Here is a 17,493-nt window from a genome sequence, read left to right as displayed (position 1 = left end):
CGCGGCATTTTATCCTATTCAGCACCAGGTCCTTAAAACCGGTATCGCGCGATCAACAGATCAACTGAATGCCAGATAGGGGGCGCAGTATTGCCATAGCTGGCGTGAGTTATAAAGTGCTGGTACGCAATACTGAAGCGTTTGTATTCCACAGATGCACCGATTACCGCTCCGATGCGCCAGCCATCTGTGCTTGCCATGTGCAGGTTGATTGCTGGATCGCCCGGGGCATAGACGATGTGTGTGACGTCTTCGGCCCACGTCGCATGATGGATGAATGGGCCGGCCGCGACGCCGAAGCGCCAGCCGCCGATGTCGTAGTGAGGGTCCAGGGTCAGGATGAAACCCTGTTCGTGCCCGCTACCGGCGTAGTTTGCCAGCGGCAAGCACGGCCCGTTACAGCCCTTGGTGACGACGTTGTAGTTGTAGTCGTTCGGCACCGCCATGGCTTGCGTATGAATCGTGCCGAGCCATGCCCAGTCAACGTGATATGACAGGCCCCAATGCGATGCCTGATACAGATCGCCGGTAATTCCGACTTCGAACGCGGGCGCGGTCAGTTGCAGCTTGTGCTCGAATCCGTCCTGATACCAGAAGCCGTCGGCGCCGCGACTGTAACCCGAGCCGCCGACGCCGGCTTCAAGCTGGAAAAAGCTCTCGGCGTGCGCGGCTACTGTCGCACAGCCGAGCGCCGCTGCTATCGCAGCGGTGCGCCACGCCCGGTTCGGCTTGTGATCCACGCGGACCGGGCACGCAGTGCGAGCGCCATGACGCACGCGGCAGGATTGAATGGTTTTCATGATTGGCCCCCGATGATTGTTTTGACAATCGGCGCAATGATCGCTTGCGCTTGCTCCGCTTCCATCTGATCCAGATAGGCGTCCGGAATCTCGCAGTTCTGCATGTGCGCCTGCCAGCCCGGCAGTGACTGCACATAGTTGTAGAGCGGGATCACCGGCACATTGAGTTGCTGGCCGACGCTATCAATCGCGGTGACGTATTCCGGCTGGATCGGATTGCTTGAATCACAAACCGGTGCGGGTTCCTGCAAAACTGCCCGAAGCCCGGCCTGTTGAGCATCTTCGACCCACTGAACAAGGTCCGATTGATACTGCTCGACCGATTCACTGTCATAGAAATCGTTGATTGAATGAGCCTGGATGACGATCTTCGCGCCTGATGCGGTCATTCGCGCGGGCTCGCCCTGGCCCATTCCATCCACGCCAGCCATCTCGTTTTGCAACGATGACGATGTGCCACCTGATGACGAATTCACGACCGTCACGCCCGAATCGTTGAACTCGGTCTGCAAAAGTGTCTGAAGATTTGTGGGCGCGTTCGGCGAAGTCAGCGTCAACACGCCGTACTGGTTGATGACGTCGCCGAATGTCTGATCGTCGCCATAGATAGCGACCTCGACAACCGGTGTTGATGATTGGCTTGGTGCCGACGTTGCCAGAGGCGCAGAAGCACTCTTGGCAGGAATGGACGCAGCAACAGGTGCGGATGCCTTGACCGGGACCGGTGCGACGGTCTGAGCGTGGCTGGCGGGGACTACGACGGGATTATTGCCACCGCATGCGGTGAGACACGCGGTTAACCCCGCGATGGCTCCGACTCGCCACCTTCCGCCGACAGATCGATCTTGGCTCCTGCCTGGCGCATGCGAGCGAGGATTCGTTCGATAGCCTCGGCGCTCAATTCGAGCCTTGCCATGGCGAAGAAGAGCATGTACGCGCTGACGTCCCGCTTGTTGTTCTCGTTCGCTGACAGATAGCGGCGAAACTGGCGCCCGTTGGCAACGCCGAACAATTCGGCCATCCCGCCGCTGCTCTTCCCGAGGCGGGTCCGCAGGCGTTCCAGATCGTCCGGAGTCGGGGGTTTGTAGTGCATGGGGATTCCTGGCGCGAAAAAGCGCACGAAAAAAGGCTTTCATCGGTCGTTCCTTTCGGAGTGTCGAACCACACGGCATGCGCGGCTCAGTGATTCAAGAATAGTACCCAATGGGTACGTTAGTCAAGCATCAAAATTATCAAAGCCCTCTCCGGAGGGCATTTCTTTTTCCGGGGATCCAGTGGACGCCAAAGACATGATCGACATGCCTGAACAGGACTTCCGGCGCGCTGTAGTCGAGCGCTTTAACGCCCAGGGGGCGGCAATAGAAGAGAACACGGAGCTAACCAAAGCGGTTGCCGCAGACACGGCGTTTATCCGGTCGATCCTCGGCGATGTGGCGGCCGGCGCGCGGCTCATGTGCCGGCTCGCGGCGGCATGGCGATTCCTGCTGCGACAGGTGTTTATCCCGGTTGTATTGCCGCTGGCCGGGTTGTGGACGCTGATTCGGATCGTGCATCACGACACGCTCCCCGACTGGATGACGGCGGCGATCAAGTTGATTCTGGCGGTTCTGTAGTGCAAAGGAATGGCCATGTACGTCTCTCCAACCGGCATCGCACTCACAAAGAGCATGGAGGGATGCGTATTGCATTCGTATCCCGATCCGGGAACGGGTGGCGCGCCATGGACATGCGGATGGGGCCATTGCGGACCTGAAGTGCATCCGAACATGACGATCACACAAGCTCAAGCCGATGCGTGGCTAAACGCTGATCTGGCGCGCGCCGGCCTCGTCGTGAACTCGCTCGTGCATGTGTATCTGAATCAGAACGAACTGGATGCTCTGGCCGATTTCGTTTTCAACGTGGGCGCTGGAAATTTCCGCTCGTCCACGTTGCTTCGCCTGATTAACGCTGGCGATATGACGGGAGCTGCCGCTCAGTTCGACAGATGGACCCAGGGTGGCGGCCACGTTTTGCCCGGTCTCGTGCGACGTCGGGCCGCTGAAAAGGCGCTGTTTCTGACGCCCCCGTAATCCCGAACACCCTCACCTTCAAACCGCCCGCGAGGCGGTTTTTTCATTTCTGGAGCATGAATGAACCCCAGTCAATCCGGCGTCGGCGTCGCGCTCGCGGCCTACTGCGCGCTTTATAACAATGGCTCGCTCGTTTTCCTGACGGGCACGATGCCGGTGAGCCCCGAAACGGCGTTGAGTGGCAATACCACCCTCTGCACGGGCACTTATTCGGCGACTGCCTATGGCTCCCCGTCGTACAGCAGCCCGAACATGGTCGCGACAGCGAGCTTCACGGCTGGCTCCTATACGCCTGTGGCTGGGGGCTCATGCACGTTCGCGCGTGGCTATAAATCGGATGGCACGACGGCTGAAGCCGATTTCACGGTCGGCTCCGCATGGATCGCTTCGCAAGCTGTTGTGCTGGGCCAGTACTGCACATCGAGCGGCAATTCGTACAAATGCACGACCGCAGGGACATCGAGCACGACCGCTCCTTCTGGCACCACGACATTCACCGATGGTACGGCAGTCTGGACCTACCAGGGCGCGGGTCAGACCTTCGACGTGCTGATCTCGAACCCGATCATCCAGATTGCGGTCCCCATCTCGATCTCGCAGACCATGAAGATGCCGGCGGTCTGATCCCATGACGCAAAAGGTCGTCGTTCTCACAACATCGGGAACCGGCACGTGGCCTGTACCTGGTGATTGCCCGACGACCGTCGATAAGGTCGAAGTCTGGCCGTCAGCGGGTGCGGGCGGTGCTGCGCTTTTCTCCGATCCCTGTGGTTCAGGAAGCGGAGGTACAGGCGGCTATTCCGCTGAAATCAATGTCAGTGTCGGTACGCCGGGAACACTCGTACCGTACAGCATTGGCGCTCCCGCTACGGGTGGTGCGCTCGGTACGCACAATGCTGGCGGGAACGGTTCGCCCACATGGTTTGGCGCGACTACTCAAGCCGCAAGCCCGGTCAGCGCGAATGGCGGGTTCGGCGGTCTGGGCAGCGGTGGATCGACCACTGCTGGAGGCGCGGGAGCCACGACGACCGGAGCAACCGGCTCTACCAAACTTCCCGGATCGGCCGGCGCCGGTAATGCCGGGTCTGGACATGGCACTGGCGGTGGTGCGGGTTCTCCGGGTCCGGATGGTGCCGGGGCCGCTGGCGTAGCTGGTTCGACCGGTGGCAACCCAGGTGCGGGTGGTGCGGGCGATGCTGGTTCTGGCGGTGCAGGTGGCACGGCCCCAGGTCCTGATGCTGTCGGCAATGCGGGTGCGGCGAACGTAAATGGGGGCGGTGGAGGCTCCGGAGCAGGTAGCGGTACAGGTGGGGCAGGAGGTTTTCCTAACGGCGGCGGTGGAGGCTCTAGCGCCAATGATGGCAACAGCGCAGGGGGAAATTCGGGCGGCGGTCAAATCCGCATCACCTACACGCCTGTAGTTGCATCCAATACTGCGGTCATCGCCTCAATCCTCGGCTCGCTTTCGTCGCCCATCGCGGCAACGCTGGGCAATTCAGCCAGCGCGGCCAGCACCCTTGGCGGTTTTGCCACTCAGGCAACCGTCACGCTTGCCATTGCTGCCGTTGCGCTGTCATCGCTTGGTGGACTGTCTTCATCGGGTATCGCGACACAGGCCAGGTCTGCCGTTGGCGCAAGTTCGCTGTCTTTGTCGTCGTCAGCGAGCGCAACACAGTCCCGAACAGCTTCTGGATCGGGAATGCTCGGGCCTCTTTCGTCCAGCGTTACCGCGACCGGAATGGGCTCGGGTGAGGCGATTGTTTCATCGACGCTTGGCGGATTGGCATCGAGCGCGCAGGTTACGCAGAAAGCGTCCGTTGCTGTGACTTCGGCACTCGGTGCGCTGTCATCGGCTATCTCGGCAACGCGAATCCAGTCATCTGTCGCGTCATCGGCATTGGGTGCGCTTGCGTCAAGCAGTTCTGCAACACAGACGAATCATTCAGCAGTATCGAGCTCGCTCGCACTTCTGTCGTCCGGTGCTGTCACACAGCGCTCCACGGCGGCCGGCATTTCGACGCTCGGCCCGTTTTCGTCAAGCATCTCCGTCCAGGATATTGCCGCTTCACCGGTGGTTATCTCGGCAACGCTGGGCGGATTATCGTCAAGCATCACCGCAACAATCGGAGCGGCAAGTTATCCCGTCGATCCAGCGTTCTACGCCAGATTTCCATATCGGTCATTTTATGTGCGAGCCCCGTCCCGGCCTTTCTATGCCCCCATGCCGTCCCGCTCCTTCTATGTCAGGTGCAATCCGATGCTCAACACGATTCCAGTAATGTCGCAGAAGGATCCGAGGGAATCGGTGGTCATCACATTTGATGGCACGCTGGCTCTCAATGGAGCGACGATTACAAGCGCTGGTATGCCAGACATAACCACGCAGATAGGCACCGACAACCCCGCCTCTTTGGTGCTTTCAAATGTCATCGTGAACAGTGAACCGATCACGGTGAATGGGGTAACGATAGCGGCCGGATGCGCGGTACAGGCCGAAGCAACAATCGGCTCGTTCAGTTCTCAATATCTCATTGCCGTATTGGTGCAGACAACCAATTCAGCGCTTTCGCCCGTTTTGAAAGCCGTTCTTCCGATGGCTCCGCAGTAACTTTCCACCACTTCACAGGAACCGCCTCCGGGCGGTTTTTTTATGCCCGTCGAAGACACGCACGAACTGAAAGACACTCTGAGGGTTGTCCACGAGCATCGGCAACACGAAGTGATCGAGATGGATATCTTCTATCCAAATCATCCGCCGCGCACTGAGTCTGCCCTGTTTCGCAAAACCAAGCATCATTTGGTCGCGATTCTGGATACGCCATGCTGGGTCTGTGGGAGCAAGGAAAACCGGGAGGTTCACCATTTTCATGCCGAATGGGCCGACAGCGACGGAATTTCATGGGACAAGATGCGCACCCTGCATCCGAACTTCGATTGGACAACGTTCAAGGATGCGTCAGATTTTATTGATTCCGAATACAACATGATGGTTTTGTGCGAAAAGCACCACCGCGCCAAGGATCACGGAATCCACATGTTGCCTTATCCGATTTTTATCATGGCCCGCAACAAGCGAGATGACTTCATTTTTACGCCGGACGAGATCGTTTCCAGTCCGAAATAGCTGATAAAATAAGCGGGCCGCAAAGGTGCGTCAACACCAATGCAGCCCTAGCCGCCCTCACTTACCGGAGAAGCAAAGATGGGTAGACCAAAGATTACCATACCGCTCGGAACCCGCTTCGGAAAGCTCGAAGTCATCGGCCCATACGGAATGATGCGCGGCCACACCTCAGTCGTGTGTTGCTGCGACTGCGGCAACGTCAAAGAAATTACCTGTTCGAATCTTAGGAACGCCCAGTCAAAGTCATGCGGCTGCAACCGTGTTCGCGAGAAATATCAAAATCTCGTTGGTAAGACGTTCGGCCGACTCACCGTCTTGGATGATAGCCGGTATGATGGACAGCACCGGATGGTCGATTGCACTTGCTCATGCGGTAGATCGACGAATCAACCATTGTATGCGGTTGTGGACGGCCGAGTTGTTTCGTGTGGTTGTCACCGCGATGCGGTATCTCGGGAGCGGTCGACTATACACGGTCAAGCACGCAAGGGAATGGTCTCGGCGGAGTACAAGACATGGCAGGAAATGCGAAAGCGCTGCGAGAATCCAAAGGTCGAGTTCTATCGACACTATGGTGGCAGAGGTATAAAAGTTTGTGATCGATGGCAGGATTTCGAAAATTTTTTTGCTGACATGGGGTCGCGCCCATCTGCCGATCACTCTTTGGACCGTTACCCGGACGTCAACGGAAATTATGAGCCAGAAAACTGCCGATGGGCCACAGATTTAGAGCAGAGCAACAATCGGAGAAACACTCCGTTCATTGAATACCAAGGGCGCACACAATCTATATCGGATTGGGCGCGCGAACTTGGTGTCAAGTACTACAGCCTTAGAAACAGAATCGTCAATTTAGGTTGGCCTGTCGAAAAGGCGTTTCTTACGCCATTTGAATTAGGCCGAAACCAGTTCAGTTGAATCGCCGACGCTTTTACCAAACCCCGCCTCGCGCGGGGTTTTTATTTCCGCACCCAAATAAAACGGCACAAGCCGGTTAGACCTCGGGGCTTTCAACCTCTCTGGAGCATTTACACATGGGCACGTACTCGAAAGAACTCAGCGTCGCGGGGCTGCTGTTGATGTGGCTGTTGATGGACGTCCTGCATATTCAAGACCCGACGCTGCAATACACGATCATGGGTTTGATCGCAGCGATCACGGGATACGGCGGTCTGAAGAACATGCCGATCAGCGTTAGCAAATCATCGACTGTCACTCCTGCCGCACCCGCCGCACCTCAGTAATCCCTCGCCGCATCTGCGGCAACTCTTCAGGAACCTCGAAATGAAAAAGCTATGCCTCATGGCAGGTATCGCCCTGCTCGCGATTTTTGCCGGCTGCGCGAATGCTCCGACGCTCTCTCCTGCACAACTCGCCAACGCACTTTGCCCTCCGACCAAAATCGCGATCAGCAATTACAACGCGTTCGCCGTGCTCTACCCCACGCTCCCGGCAATCCAGACTGGCAACACGATCCTGACGAAATATCAGCCGGTCGTGAATGCGGTTTGCGCCGAAGGTGCGACGGTGACGGCGACGAACGTTCAAGACCTGATCAGCCAGGGCATCCCCGCTGTCGCCGCGATTGCCGCTACAGTGCCGATGCCCCTGCAAACGCAGACCGCGATTCAGGCTGGCTTCGCTGCTGCTGAACTGGTCGTCGGCATGGTCGGGCTGTATGAGAACGCGCTTTCGACCGCTCAGGCTGTGGCTGCATCTGGCGCACCTGCGGATTCGGTAGTGCTCGCGGCGAAAATGTCTGTCATGCCAGCGCAATGAGTGCGTTTCTCACGGAGCTGCAGGTCGATCTCGTCAGCGACTCCACGAACAGCGGGCGCGGCACGTGGCGGCTGACCGCCCCGCTGATCTATCAGTCTGACGTGGCGAAACAGACGTTCACGGTGCCAGCGGGGTTCGAGACTGATTTTAGCTCAGTGCCAAGAACGCCCGTCGCCTTTCTGCTGACCGCCGATTCTGCGCACGCCGCAAGCACTGTCCACGACGCGCTGTACTCGTTTCATTGGGTGCCGCGGAATATCGCGGATGCCGTGCTTCGCGAGGCATCGCTCGTTTCCGGGGTGCCCGCATGGCGCGCGGCTCTCATGTTCTACGGGGTGCGCGTGTTTGGCGCATCGCATTGGAGTAACTGAGATGCACAATTTCAAACTCGGCAAACTCGCCCCGCAGCACGATCCACGCGTCCCGCATCTGTCGAAGCACATGCGGATGATGCAGCCCGCGCTGGCGGTGGACTGGACCAAGCCCGTCAAGGCATGGGGCATGTGCGCGAACGATAAGTACGGCTGCTGCACGGCTGCCGCTATCGAGCACCTGGAAATTCTCTGGCTGGCGAATACTGGATTCGACTATCAGCCGACTGATGAGGCCACGCTCGCGCTATACGCCGCAACCAGTGGTTTCCCCAAAGTCGATGAAGGCGCGGTTGAAACAACCGTCCTCAAATATCTGGTGAAGAATGGTCTTCCAACGTGCGTTGGCAATGACAAGTTTGCCTTCACAACGCTCAACCCCAGGAATCTGAATGAATTGAAATTGAGCATCCAGTATCTCGGCGGCGCATACATCGGCGTGGCGCTTCCGCTGACCGCTCAAACTCAAGATTCGATGTGGGATACCGTGCCCGGTGCATCAGCCGAAATCGCCGGCCCCAATACATGGGGTGGACATTCCGTGTGTCTGGTAGCCTATGACGAGGCTACCTTTACTTGCGTGACATGGGGCAAGACGCTGAAGATCACAAACGCCTTCATGCAGGAATACGTCGATGAGGCCTACGGAATAGTCGCTGGTGATTGGGTAGCCAACTCTGGTATCTCGCCGCCCGGGCTGAACTGGGACGGCCTCATGGCAGACATGAAGGCAATCACCGGCTAGCCCATTCCAAAGAACCGCGCCGCTCGCTCATCATCCTCTGGCGTCGTCTCGCCGAAGAATCGAGCCACTGCGGCATGGCTCTTGACCTCGACGAGAGTCATATCTCGGAACCGAGTAAGCCTGAAATCGGGTCGGCGCGCGCGTCGTTTGAAGTGGCGGATTTTCATCGGCCTACCTCCTTCCATCCCTGCGCACTCAGCAACTCCTTCGCTTCCTGTGTCAACTTGATATTCATTGTGCCGTTCTCGATCTTGGCCGATTCGATCCATTGAATCGGATCGCGTGGCGGCGAGCATTCGACCACCCTCTCTTGCATCGCCCGCATAGTTTCTTCATTGCAGACGGCTCCCTCGAAGTCCAGCAGCCCCTCAAGCAACGCGGCACGGACCTTCTTGCGGTATTCGGATTCTGTCATCCCGCCTCCTATGAGTTAGCTCGCACAGCATCGCGTACGTGGTTTCGGACCGACTCACTGTTTTTTGCGTGACTGGCGAAATACTTCTCCACGCTGATACCGTGCAGAGCGCATCGTGCTTCGAATCGCTCCCGAACCGATTCCCATGTCTCGACGTAGTAGCCCATGTCGCCATCCCACGCGAAACTATCAAACTTGAAATATAGGCTCGCGCGTCGGACAAACTCGAAGTGTTCGGGCGGCGATGCATCCTCTGCCGCCCAGCGCTCCAAGGTTTTTTGCCTGATCTTCTGCATGAACTCAGGCAGCATCCAGTCGTTGGTTGGTTCTTCGCACATCCCGCCTCCCGCGCTTTCGCGCATCAATCAGCCCGCTACTCGCGGCGCGTCAGTCTACCGTTACCCGAACACAAACCGTCATCCCGCTCGCCTCAACTTCGAAGTGGACGTAGTAACCATCGTCGTCCATCGGACCATGGCTGACATCGATGTTGTAGACGTCGAAATGGCCACGCCGAATCTCGTTCGCGATCTCGTTGGACGCGTGCCGAACTGCGCCCTCGTCAAATTCGGGAAACTCTTCGCGAACACGCGCCTGAATGGCAGCGAAGTGGTCTCGCTCCAGAATTAATATCATCCCCTTCCTCCCAGCCTACGCAAGTAGCGCGTCTATAGCCCAGCCCCTCTTTGGCGCTGGCGCATCGTCATCTATCCCAATCGCCCTAACCCAATGCACGCATCCCCTTTCCCGGAAAGTCTGAACCTGTATCGTATCGCCGCGCACGCAGTATGCGTGGAACGTATCCGGTATGTCGCCGGCAAAATGCTCGCAACCGGCGCAGTCTCGGCCTGTTTCGGGAGGGTGGAAGTTGGGCATGATGTACTCTGTTAATCATCACAGTTTACCTCTCTCCGGCCTGTTCATAACACTACCGTAAGTATCTGATTTCATTAGGTCGGCTCTGCCTATTTCAGGGCGTTTCAACACCATCAAAACACGACCCATACGCTTGATTATAAAGAGAATTCACCTTTATTCGTAACATACCCCTTCAACACGAACTGATGCACGGTCATCCGACACGCTCACGCCTGCTGAACGGGCTGCTCGGCTTCGCGCCGCTTGCGGTGTGGTTTCCGTATGGCATCTATCGCGACCTGCATCTTCAGCATCACGCCGATTCGCATTTGACGCATCCATCGCTCGATCCGGAAAGCTATTTTGTTACGCATCGAGCGTGGCAACGGACGGGGGCCCTGATGCGCGCGCTGCTCACGGTCCGCAACACATTTATCGGGCGCCTGTTATTCGGACCTGCGTTTTCAATCGCGACGACGGCGAGCGAAGCAATTCGCAGGATCGCTGGGGGTGACTTGAGCGATGTACCCACGTGGCTCATGCATTGCATCGCGCTCGTTGCGTTGACGTACTGGCTGAACGTAGCGTGCGGCCTGCCGGCATGGGTTTTTATTGCCGGTGTCGGCTATGCGGCGCTGTCTGTCGGGTCTGTGCGCTCGTTTCATGAACATCGCACCGCCGGTTCCGGTCAGCATCGCTCAGTCATCAATGAGGCTGCGTTCTTCTGGCGGCTTCTTTTTCTGAACAATAACTATCATGCGATACATCACGACCTGCCACATGTGCCCTGGTTCGCACTCCGGGAAGTCTATGAAACGTCCCGCCAGCAATACATAGAACGCTCAGGAGGCTTTCTGGTAAAGGGTTACAGCGAATGGTTAAAGCTTTATGCATTCGCACCGGTTGCGCATCCGGTGCATGGCAATCTGTCTGATTTCATCCAGAGGAATCCGTCTGCTTCCACCCGTCTTTCATAAGAACACGCCTGGGGCGACCCGTAACCCGGATGCAAGTCGTCGAAAGCGGAGCACCTTCACACTACTTTCGCAGCGCCGCCTCAATCTCGTCGAGAACCTTGTCTTTGCCGATGCCAGTGAGAAAGGCCAGTCCCTTGATTACTGGCTTCGTCACGGAAGCAGAGATTGGCGTCGTTGCCACAATGAAATCGACGTTGTCGGCAAGCGAGAGAACCTCTGTAGCTTTAGCCTGCTGGGCATTGAAGGTTAATCCTCTCTTCTTCATTTCTTCCGTCACGGCCACATTCACTGCTGTAGACGTCGCAACACCGGTGCCGCACGCAAACAGAATCGTTTTAATCCTGGCCATTTTCGTTCCGCTCCATTGTCCAAACACCGATTTGACTTCTTCCAGCGTCCTGGCACACTTCAAAGCCCTTATCGCCGACGCGTCCTGAATAGTTGCGATAATCGTCTGCAAGGTCTCGATCTGCTTGTCTTTGTCGTTAATAGCAAGCAGAAAAACAACATCAACGCTAACGCTCTCCTCGGGATCCTCCATATTGGCGAATGCAACAGGATTTTTTAGCGTCGCCATCGCGACCCCGGCCTTAAGGACATGACAGGGGTCGGTATGCGGAACAGCGACATTGCCCTCGCCTTCCATTTTTAGCCCGGTTGGCAACGACCGTTCGCGCTCTATCACGGCATTGGCAAAACCCGGCTTCACATAGCCAAGTCGTTCGAGTTCCCGAGCGAGTATCAGGATGATCTCTTCGTTTGTCTTCGCCTCGCTCTGAAGCACTATCGCTTCCGGTTCGAGAACCGCCATCAGACTATTTACCACCGTACGCTCCTTGAATCATCCTCGCAGGATGCCGATTCCAGCATCAATACCCGCGACAGTACGACCGGCAATCACGCAGCAGTCTGCTCCGACTGCTCATCAACCTGTTCCAGCTGTTCGTCCTCAGCGCCTGCAGCCCGTTCCCAGCCAGCCGTATTACGTCGGTATAGCCAGAACAGAGCGGCAACGACCAGAGCAAGCAGAACAATACCGCCAGCGCCGAGCCATTGGACGGCCTTGATAACAACATAAGGTACCCACAGGAACCCATCGACCACCGAAGTGATCTGCAAGGCGCCAGCCGGCAGTTTGAAACCCGACGCCACGGCTGCATGTGTAAAGAGCGGCGCCAGCGCATTCGCGACATAGAAACCGATGGCAAGTGTCACCGTGCCGACCACAACCATGCGAAAAACATTGCCCTTCAGGAGCGGTGCAGTCAATGCGACGATAAAGGGAATCACCGCGAGATCAGCAAACAGGATCACGTGGTTGCCGGGCAGGATGATCGACAGGACGATGGCGATCGGCACCAGAATCAGTGACGATGAAATGGCCGCAGGATGGCCAATCAGAATTGCCGAATCGAGCCCGACGAGCAATTCACGATCCCCCGTGCGCTTGCGAACGAACGCCTGTGCTGCATCGGAAACCGGCAGGAGACCTTCCATCAGGATTTTCACCATTCGCGGCAGGAGCAGCATGACCGCGGCGAGCGTGATGCCCGTGCTGAGTACCTTGGCGAGTACGACTTCCAGTTTGCCCGCGTTGTAGAAGGCGATAAGCCCGAGCACGAGCCCGAGGACAAGGCCGAGTACGACCGGCTCCCCGAACACGCCAAAGCGACGCTCGATGGTTTCGGTACTGATGTTAATTTTTTTGACGCCTGGAATGCGATCCATGATCCAGTTCAGCACAATCGCAATGGGCAGGATCTGCGCCGAAGCGAGGTGCGGGACGGAAATGCCCGGCACGCCATAAAACTGCTGCACCGCGCGGGCCGACCAGTCCGCGAAAAGCAGCGAAAGCGCCGCGACGATCGCTGCGACGGCAATGCCATAGGCAAGATTGTCGGTTGCCGCAACGACAAGTGAACCGACGAAGGCGAAATGCCAGAAATTCCACACGTCCACGTTCAGCGTGCGTGTCCAGCGCATCAGCAGGAAGACTATATTCACCAGAATACCGACCGGAATGACCCACAGTCCAACTGAAGAACCAAAAGCGATCGCAGCCGCCGAAGGCCAGCCCACATCAATGATGTCTCGCTTGATGCCGGTATTAGTCACGATAGCTTGTGCTACCTGGCCAATGGACGTGAACATCAGACCAAGCACCAGATTGATACCGATGAAAGCCACACCAATGGTAACGGCCGCGCGGAAAGCTTTGCCCAGCCTGGCGCCCAGGACGACCGCAATGAGGAAGATCACGATGGGCATTAGCACTGTTGGACCCAGGGCGTCTATTGCCGCTTTTATTCCAGTCAGGATGGCGTACATGCTCTCATCTCCTCCATTTTTGCCTATGGTCATCCCTGAACGGTCAAACCAGTCGGACACCGGTAAAATGTTTTTCGCGACGCATTATGTACATTTGATTCTTACAATATCTCTTTGTCCACTTCGGGCACAAGCAGTCGGGGCTGAAAAAGTTCGCTTCCAGGGTTAGTCCCGATACCGGAAACGGCGGACGAGCGAGGACGTGACCTTCAGTTGCCCGAGGTTCGGGTTAGCGGTTTGATGCCACGTTGAGTCATGAGAGCGAAAGACGTCAACCGCCTCGGGCGCGCAAGGCGCCACGGCGGCGACCCGGCCGATATGCCAGAATCGGCGGCATGAACTGGATCGCCTCGCTTCCGATGTACAACGTGACGCCCGCCCTCGCTGCGGACTGGCGTGCGTTTCTCGCCGACGTTCTGCGCGACACGGCGCCGCTGACACATATCGTCGAAGCGGACGAGCCGCTGCACACATTCTGGCGCCGCGCGGATCTCCTGATTTCGCAGACCTGCGGTTACCCGTTGATGCACGGGCTGCACGAACACGTGCAACTGGTCGCGACACCGGAATTCGATGCGCCGGGTTGTGCCGGTCCGAACTATTCGAGTGTGATCATGACGCGTGCCGATGGACCCGTTCATTCGCTTGAAACGTCGCGCGGCCTGCGGGTCGCATTCAACCAGCTCCACTCAAATAGCGGAATGAATGCACTGCGACATGTGATCGCGCCGCTTTCACGCGATGGTTCGTTCTTTAGCGAAGCGGTTGTTACCGGTTCGCATATCGGCTCACTCACGGCAATCGCCGGAAACCGGGCGGATATCGCGGCGATCGATTGTGTGACGATGGCGTTCGTGCGGGACGGGTTACCTCAACTCGCACAGTCGGTGCGCGAGGTTGCGTGGACGCAGGCGTCGCCGGGGCTACCGCTGGTCGCCAGCAGCGACGTTGACGCATCTACCGTCGAGGCGCTTCGAAGTGCACTGGATAACGCGCTGCGCGCCGACCCCGTTCGCGCAAAACGGCTGCGCCTGAAGGGGTTTTCCACGCTGTCACTGACGGACTATGCGCGTATTGAACAACTGGAGAACGAGGCGCTTGCCTTTGGCTATACGCGCCTCGCCTGATCCGGCACGCGAAGTCAACCCACTTCCATCACCAGCAGCTGCGCACCGTCGGCCACCTGATCGCCCACCGCATACAGCACTTCCGCGACCGTGCCCGCTGCGGGTGCGCCAATGGTGTGCTCCATCTTCATGGCTTCCATCACGATGAGCGGCGTGCCCTTTTCCACCACCGTCCCCGGTTCGACCAGCACCGCGATTACCTTGCCTGGCATCGGCGCGGTCAGCCTGCCTTCGCTGTGCTCGGCATCGGCTGCATGGGCAAGCAGGTTCTGCCACTCGAATGCAAACGCGAAACCGCGGCAAAACACGTGGAAAACGTCGCCATCGATAAACACACGACCTGTCACGCGTGAGTCGCCCGTCGTCGCGCCGAACTCATGCGCGTCTTCGCCGCTCCACCACGTGAACGTGTCGCGCTGGCCTGCGTGATCGAGCGTCTGCATTTCGCCGTCGCGCGCGAACGTGACAGAAAACGCCGTTTCGCTGTCGACGTCGCGCCATGAAAGCGTTTGCGTATAGCCACCATTCAGGCGCCAGTGCGACAGTGCATCCCACGGCGATGCGCCGTGAGCGGTACCGCCTTCGCGCGTCAGCAATGCGCCGCACGCCAGCGCGAGCGCTTCCTTCAAAGGCTTTTGCAGCGGCGCAAAGAGCGCTTCGTGATGGCGCTCGATCAGCCCCGTGTCGAGATCCGCCGACGAAAACGGCTCACTGGTCACGATCCGCTGCAGGAACTCGACGTTCGTGTGCGGCCCGACCACCTCGCATTCGCGCAATGCACGGTTCATCCGGGCCAGCGCTTCGTCGCGTGTCGCGCCATGCACGATCAGCTTCGCGATCATCGGATCGTAGAACGGCGTAATCGTGTCGCCTTCACGCACGCCGCTATCGATGCGCACCGTCGCACGGCCACCCGCCGCGTCGCCGATCGTGAACTCGACACCTTCCGGCATCCGCAGATGCTTGAGCGTACCCGTCGAAGGCAGAAAACCGCGCGCGGGATTTTCCGCGTAGATGCGGGCCTCGATCGCATGGCCGTCGACGCGCAATTCGTCCTGCGTCAGCGGCAACGGTTCACCTGAGGCAACGCGCAATTGCCACGCGACAAGGTCGAGGCCCGTCACCATCTCCGTGACCGGATGCTCGACCTGCAGGCGCGTGTTCATTTCCATGAAATAGAATGCGTCGCCGGTCATGATGAATTCGACGGTGCCCGCGCCGACGTAATTCACCGCGCGCGCCGCGGCAACCGCCGCTTCGCCCATCGCGATACGCAACGATGTGTCGAGACCCGGCGCCGGCGCTTCCTCAAGCACTTTCTGGTGGCGCCGCTGCACCGAGCAGTCGCGATCGAACAACCACACTGCACCGCCCTGCGTATCGGCGAAGACCTGCACTTCGACGTGCCGTGGCCGTGTCAGGTATTTTTCGATCAGTACGCGATCGTTGCCGAAGCTGCTCGCCGCTTCACGTTTGCATGACGCCAGCGCCGCCGCGAAATCCTCGCTACGCTCGACCACCCGCATGCCTTTTCCGCCACCGCCCGCGCTCGCTTTCAGCAGGACCGGATAGCCGATCGAATCGGCCTCCCGATGCAGCAGCGTCGCGTCCTGATCGTCGCCGTGATAGCCGGGAACGAGCGGCACGGCGGCCGAATGCATCAGCGCCTTGGCCGCCGCCTTCGAACCCATCGCGGCGATCGCGCTGACCGGCGGCCCGATAAATACGATGCCGGCCTTCTCGCACGCATGCGCGAAATCCTCGTTTTCCGACAGGAAGCCGTAGCCCGGATGCACCGCCTGCGCGCCCGTCGCACGCGCGGCCTCGATGATGCGTTCGATGCGCAGATAGCTTTCCGCCACCGTCGATCCACCGATATGGACCGCCTCGTCGCAAGCGAAGACGTGCTTTGCGTTCGCATCCGCGTCGGAATACACGGCGACGCTCGCGATGCCGAGGCGCTTGCAGGTAGCCGCCACGCGGCACGCGATCTCGCCCCGGTTTGCAATCAGGATCTTGTTGAACATGAGGTGTCTCGCTCCCGGGCTGTTCTTTATGCTGGGCGTCGCGCATGCGACGCGTGCGTTCGTTGCATCAGGTACGCCATGCCGGCGCGCGCTTTTCAAGGAACGACGCGACGCCTTCGCGGCCTTCCTCGCTTGCCCGTACGCGTGCGATTCGCGCTGCGGTGTCTTCGATCAATGCGGCGTCGAGCGTACGGCCCGCCACGTCCTGCACGAGCCGTTTGCACTCGCGTACCGCGTGCGGGCTGTTTGCAATCAGCGTCTCGACGAGTTGCTGTATGGTTGCGTCGAGCTGGTCCGTGGTGACCATTTCGCTCACCAGTCCGAGCCGCAACGCGGTCGCGCAATCGAACTGTTCGGCCGTCGTGAAGTAGCGGCGCGAAGCCTGCTCGCCAAGCGCACGGATGACATACGGCGCGATCGTCGCGGGAATCAGGCCAAGACGCGCCTCGGACAGGCAGAAGCGCGCCGTATCGACCGCCACCACGATGTCGCACGCGGCGATCAGCCCCATGCCGCCCGCGTACGCGTCGCCACTCACGCGCGCGATCACGGGTTGCGGGCAGCGATAAATCGCGCTCAGCATGTTCGCGAGACGCATCGCGTCGGCACGGTTCTCGTCATCCGAGAAGCCCGCCATCTTCTTCATCCAGTTCAGGTCCGCGCCCGCGCAAAACGCCTTGCCGTTCGCGGCCAGCACGACCGCGCGCACGTCCTGCCGTTCGCCCATCGATTCGAATGCATCGGTCAACTCCGCAATCATCGCTTCGTTGAACGCGTTGCGCACGTCGGGGCGATTCAGCGTCACGGTCGCCACTTGAGCGGCAAACGCGACGTCCATATGATCGTATTGCATGCCGCACGACTCCTTCA

The 17,493-nt window shown here is 58.6% G+C and carries 20 protein-coding genes and 1 pseudogene; 12 read left to right on the top strand and 9 right to left on the bottom strand.

Translation table 11 applies throughout. The features are described from left to right. Window positions 1–32: 32 nt before the first annotated feature. The 3 genes from LPA37_RS03490 to LPA37_RS03480 all read right to left on the bottom strand — a co-directional run bounded on the left by LPA37_RS03490 (window position 33) and on the right by LPA37_RS03480 (window position 1,893). Window positions 33–800 (bottom strand): hypothetical protein, encoded by a 768-nt coding sequence (locus tag LPA37_RS03490; protein ID WP_229011458.1) that lies wholly within the window; start codon window positions 798–800, stop codon window positions 33–35. Continuing rightward, on the bottom strand, window positions 797–1,360 hold the full coding sequence (locus LPA37_RS03485) for an SGNH/GDSL hydrolase family protein (protein WP_229011456.1): 564 nt from the start codon (window positions 1,358–1,360) through the stop codon (window positions 797–799). Before LPA37_RS03485 ends, LPA37_RS03490 begins: the two co-directional genes overlap by 4 nt. A 236-nt stretch (window positions 1,361–1,596) precedes the next feature. Then, window positions 1,597–1,893 (bottom strand): XRE family transcriptional regulator, encoded by a 297-nt coding sequence (locus LPA37_RS03480; protein ID WP_229011455.1) that lies wholly within the window; start codon window positions 1,891–1,893, stop codon window positions 1,597–1,599. A gap of 181 nt (window positions 1,894–2,074) precedes the next feature. Between LPA37_RS03480 and LPA37_RS03475 the strand changes: the two genes are divergently transcribed. From LPA37_RS03475 to LPA37_RS03425, 9 genes are all read left to right on the top strand, one after another. Next, window positions 2,075–2,413: a hypothetical protein gene (locus tag LPA37_RS03475; protein ID WP_229011453.1), complete on the top strand. Its 339-nt coding sequence runs from the start codon at window positions 2,075–2,077 to the stop codon at window positions 2,411–2,413. Between the two features lie 15 nt (window positions 2,414–2,428). Further along, window positions 2,429–2,872 carry a lysozyme gene (locus LPA37_RS03470; protein WP_229011451.1) on the top strand — a complete coding sequence of 148 codons (444 nt, stop codon included), beginning with the start codon at window positions 2,429–2,431 and terminating at the stop codon, window positions 2,870–2,872. Between the two features lie 60 nt (window positions 2,873–2,932). Next, window positions 2,933–3,496 (top strand): hypothetical protein, encoded by a 564-nt coding sequence (locus LPA37_RS03465; RefSeq protein WP_229011450.1) that lies wholly within the window; start codon window positions 2,933–2,935, stop codon window positions 3,494–3,496. Window positions 3,497–4,571: 1,075 nt separating this feature from the next. After that, on the top strand, window positions 4,572–5,480 hold the full coding sequence (locus LPA37_RS03450) for a hypothetical protein (protein WP_229011448.1): 909 nt from the start codon (window positions 4,572–4,574) through the stop codon (window positions 5,478–5,480). Between the two features lie 42 nt (window positions 5,481–5,522). Then, the gene (locus LPA37_RS03445) at window positions 5,523–5,996 is read left to right on the top strand and encodes a hypothetical protein (protein ID WP_229011446.1); all 474 of its coding nucleotides are present in this window, start codon (window positions 5,523–5,525) and stop codon (window positions 5,994–5,996) included. Window positions 5,997–7,030: 1,034 nt separating this feature from the next. Further along, window positions 7,031–7,240 (top strand): hypothetical protein, encoded by a 210-nt coding sequence (locus tag LPA37_RS03440; protein ID WP_229011444.1) that lies wholly within the window; start codon window positions 7,031–7,033, stop codon window positions 7,238–7,240. Between the two features lie 40 nt (window positions 7,241–7,280). Next, complete coding sequence (locus LPA37_RS03435) at window positions 7,281–7,775, top strand: hypothetical protein (protein ID WP_229011441.1); 495 nt, start codon at window positions 7,281–7,283, stop codon at window positions 7,773–7,775. After that, complete coding sequence (locus LPA37_RS03430) at window positions 7,772–8,146, top strand: DUF1353 domain-containing protein (RefSeq protein ID WP_229011439.1); 375 nt, start codon at window positions 7,772–7,774, stop codon at window positions 8,144–8,146. The genes LPA37_RS03435 and LPA37_RS03430 overlap by 4 nt, the downstream gene beginning before the upstream one ends. Window position 8,147: 1 nt before the next feature. Next, a complete protein-coding gene (locus tag LPA37_RS03425; RefSeq protein ID WP_229011438.1) occupies window positions 8,148–8,891 on the top strand; it encodes a hypothetical protein in 744 nt (247 codons plus the stop codon). Window positions 8,892–9,054: 163 nt separating this feature from the next. Here the strand turns inward: LPA37_RS03425 and LPA37_RS03420 are convergent, their stop codons facing one another. Both LPA37_RS03420 and LPA37_RS03415 read right to left on the bottom strand, forming a co-directional pair. Continuing rightward, window positions 9,055–9,306 carry a hypothetical protein gene (locus tag LPA37_RS03420; RefSeq protein ID WP_229011437.1) on the bottom strand — a complete coding sequence of 84 codons (252 nt, stop codon included), beginning with the start codon at window positions 9,304–9,306 and terminating at the stop codon, window positions 9,055–9,057. Window positions 9,307–9,314: 8 nt separating this feature from the next. Then, window positions 9,315–9,644 (bottom strand): hypothetical protein, encoded by a 330-nt coding sequence (locus tag LPA37_RS03415; RefSeq protein ID WP_229011435.1) that lies wholly within the window; start codon window positions 9,642–9,644, stop codon window positions 9,315–9,317. A 136-nt stretch (window positions 9,645–9,780) separates the two neighbouring features. On the opposite strand from LPA37_RS03415, the gene LPA37_RS03410 reads away from it, so the two are divergent. Together LPA37_RS03410 and LPA37_RS03405 are read left to right on the top strand one after the other, a co-directional pair. Beyond that, window positions 9,781–9,936, top strand: coding sequence for a hypothetical protein (locus tag LPA37_RS03410; RefSeq protein WP_229011432.1), 156 nt, complete (start codon window positions 9,781–9,783; stop codon window positions 9,934–9,936). Window positions 9,937–10,355: 419 nt separating this feature from the next. Continuing rightward, a pseudogene (locus tag LPA37_RS03405) lies at window positions 10,356–11,141 on the top strand (fatty acid desaturase); the annotation flags it as partial. Window positions 11,142–11,202: 61 nt separating this feature from the next. Here LPA37_RS03405 and LPA37_RS03400 read toward each other — a convergent pair. Further along, window positions 11,203–11,967 (bottom strand): PTS sugar transporter subunit IIA, encoded by a 765-nt coding sequence (locus LPA37_RS03400; RefSeq protein ID WP_228981643.1) that lies wholly within the window; start codon window positions 11,965–11,967, stop codon window positions 11,203–11,205. A gap of 71 nt (window positions 11,968–12,038) precedes the next feature. Then, entirely contained in the window at window positions 12,039–13,469 is a 1,431-nt protein-coding gene (locus LPA37_RS03395) for a PTS galactitol transporter subunit IIC (protein ID WP_229011431.1), read from the bottom strand. A 335-nt stretch (window positions 13,470–13,804) separates the two neighbouring features. Between LPA37_RS03395 and LPA37_RS03390 the strand changes: the two genes are divergently transcribed. Beyond that, window positions 13,805–14,596: a phosphate/phosphite/phosphonate ABC transporter substrate-binding protein gene (locus LPA37_RS03390; RefSeq protein ID WP_229011429.1), complete on the top strand. Its 792-nt coding sequence runs from the start codon at window positions 13,805–13,807 to the stop codon at window positions 14,594–14,596. A gap of 14 nt (window positions 14,597–14,610) precedes the next feature. On the opposite strand, the gene LPA37_RS03385 is transcribed toward LPA37_RS03390, so the two are convergent. Both LPA37_RS03385 and LPA37_RS03380 read right to left on the bottom strand, forming a co-directional pair. Then, window positions 14,611–16,623 (bottom strand): acetyl/propionyl/methylcrotonyl-CoA carboxylase subunit alpha, encoded by a 2,013-nt coding sequence (locus tag LPA37_RS03385; RefSeq protein WP_229011427.1) that lies wholly within the window; start codon window positions 16,621–16,623, stop codon window positions 14,611–14,613. Window positions 16,624–16,690: 67 nt separating this feature from the next. Then, window positions 16,691–17,476 carry an enoyl-CoA hydratase/isomerase family protein gene (locus tag LPA37_RS03380; protein ID WP_228981649.1) on the bottom strand — a complete coding sequence of 262 codons (786 nt, stop codon included), beginning with the start codon at window positions 17,474–17,476 and terminating at the stop codon, window positions 16,691–16,693. Window positions 17,477–17,493: the final 17 nt, after the last annotated feature.

This window comes from Paraburkholderia gardini (genome assembly GCF_907164545.1).
Taxonomy (GTDB): domain Bacteria; phylum Pseudomonadota; class Gammaproteobacteria; order Burkholderiales; family Burkholderiaceae; genus Paraburkholderia; species Paraburkholderia gardini.
This window is presented reverse-complemented; position numbering and strand designations above follow the sequence as displayed.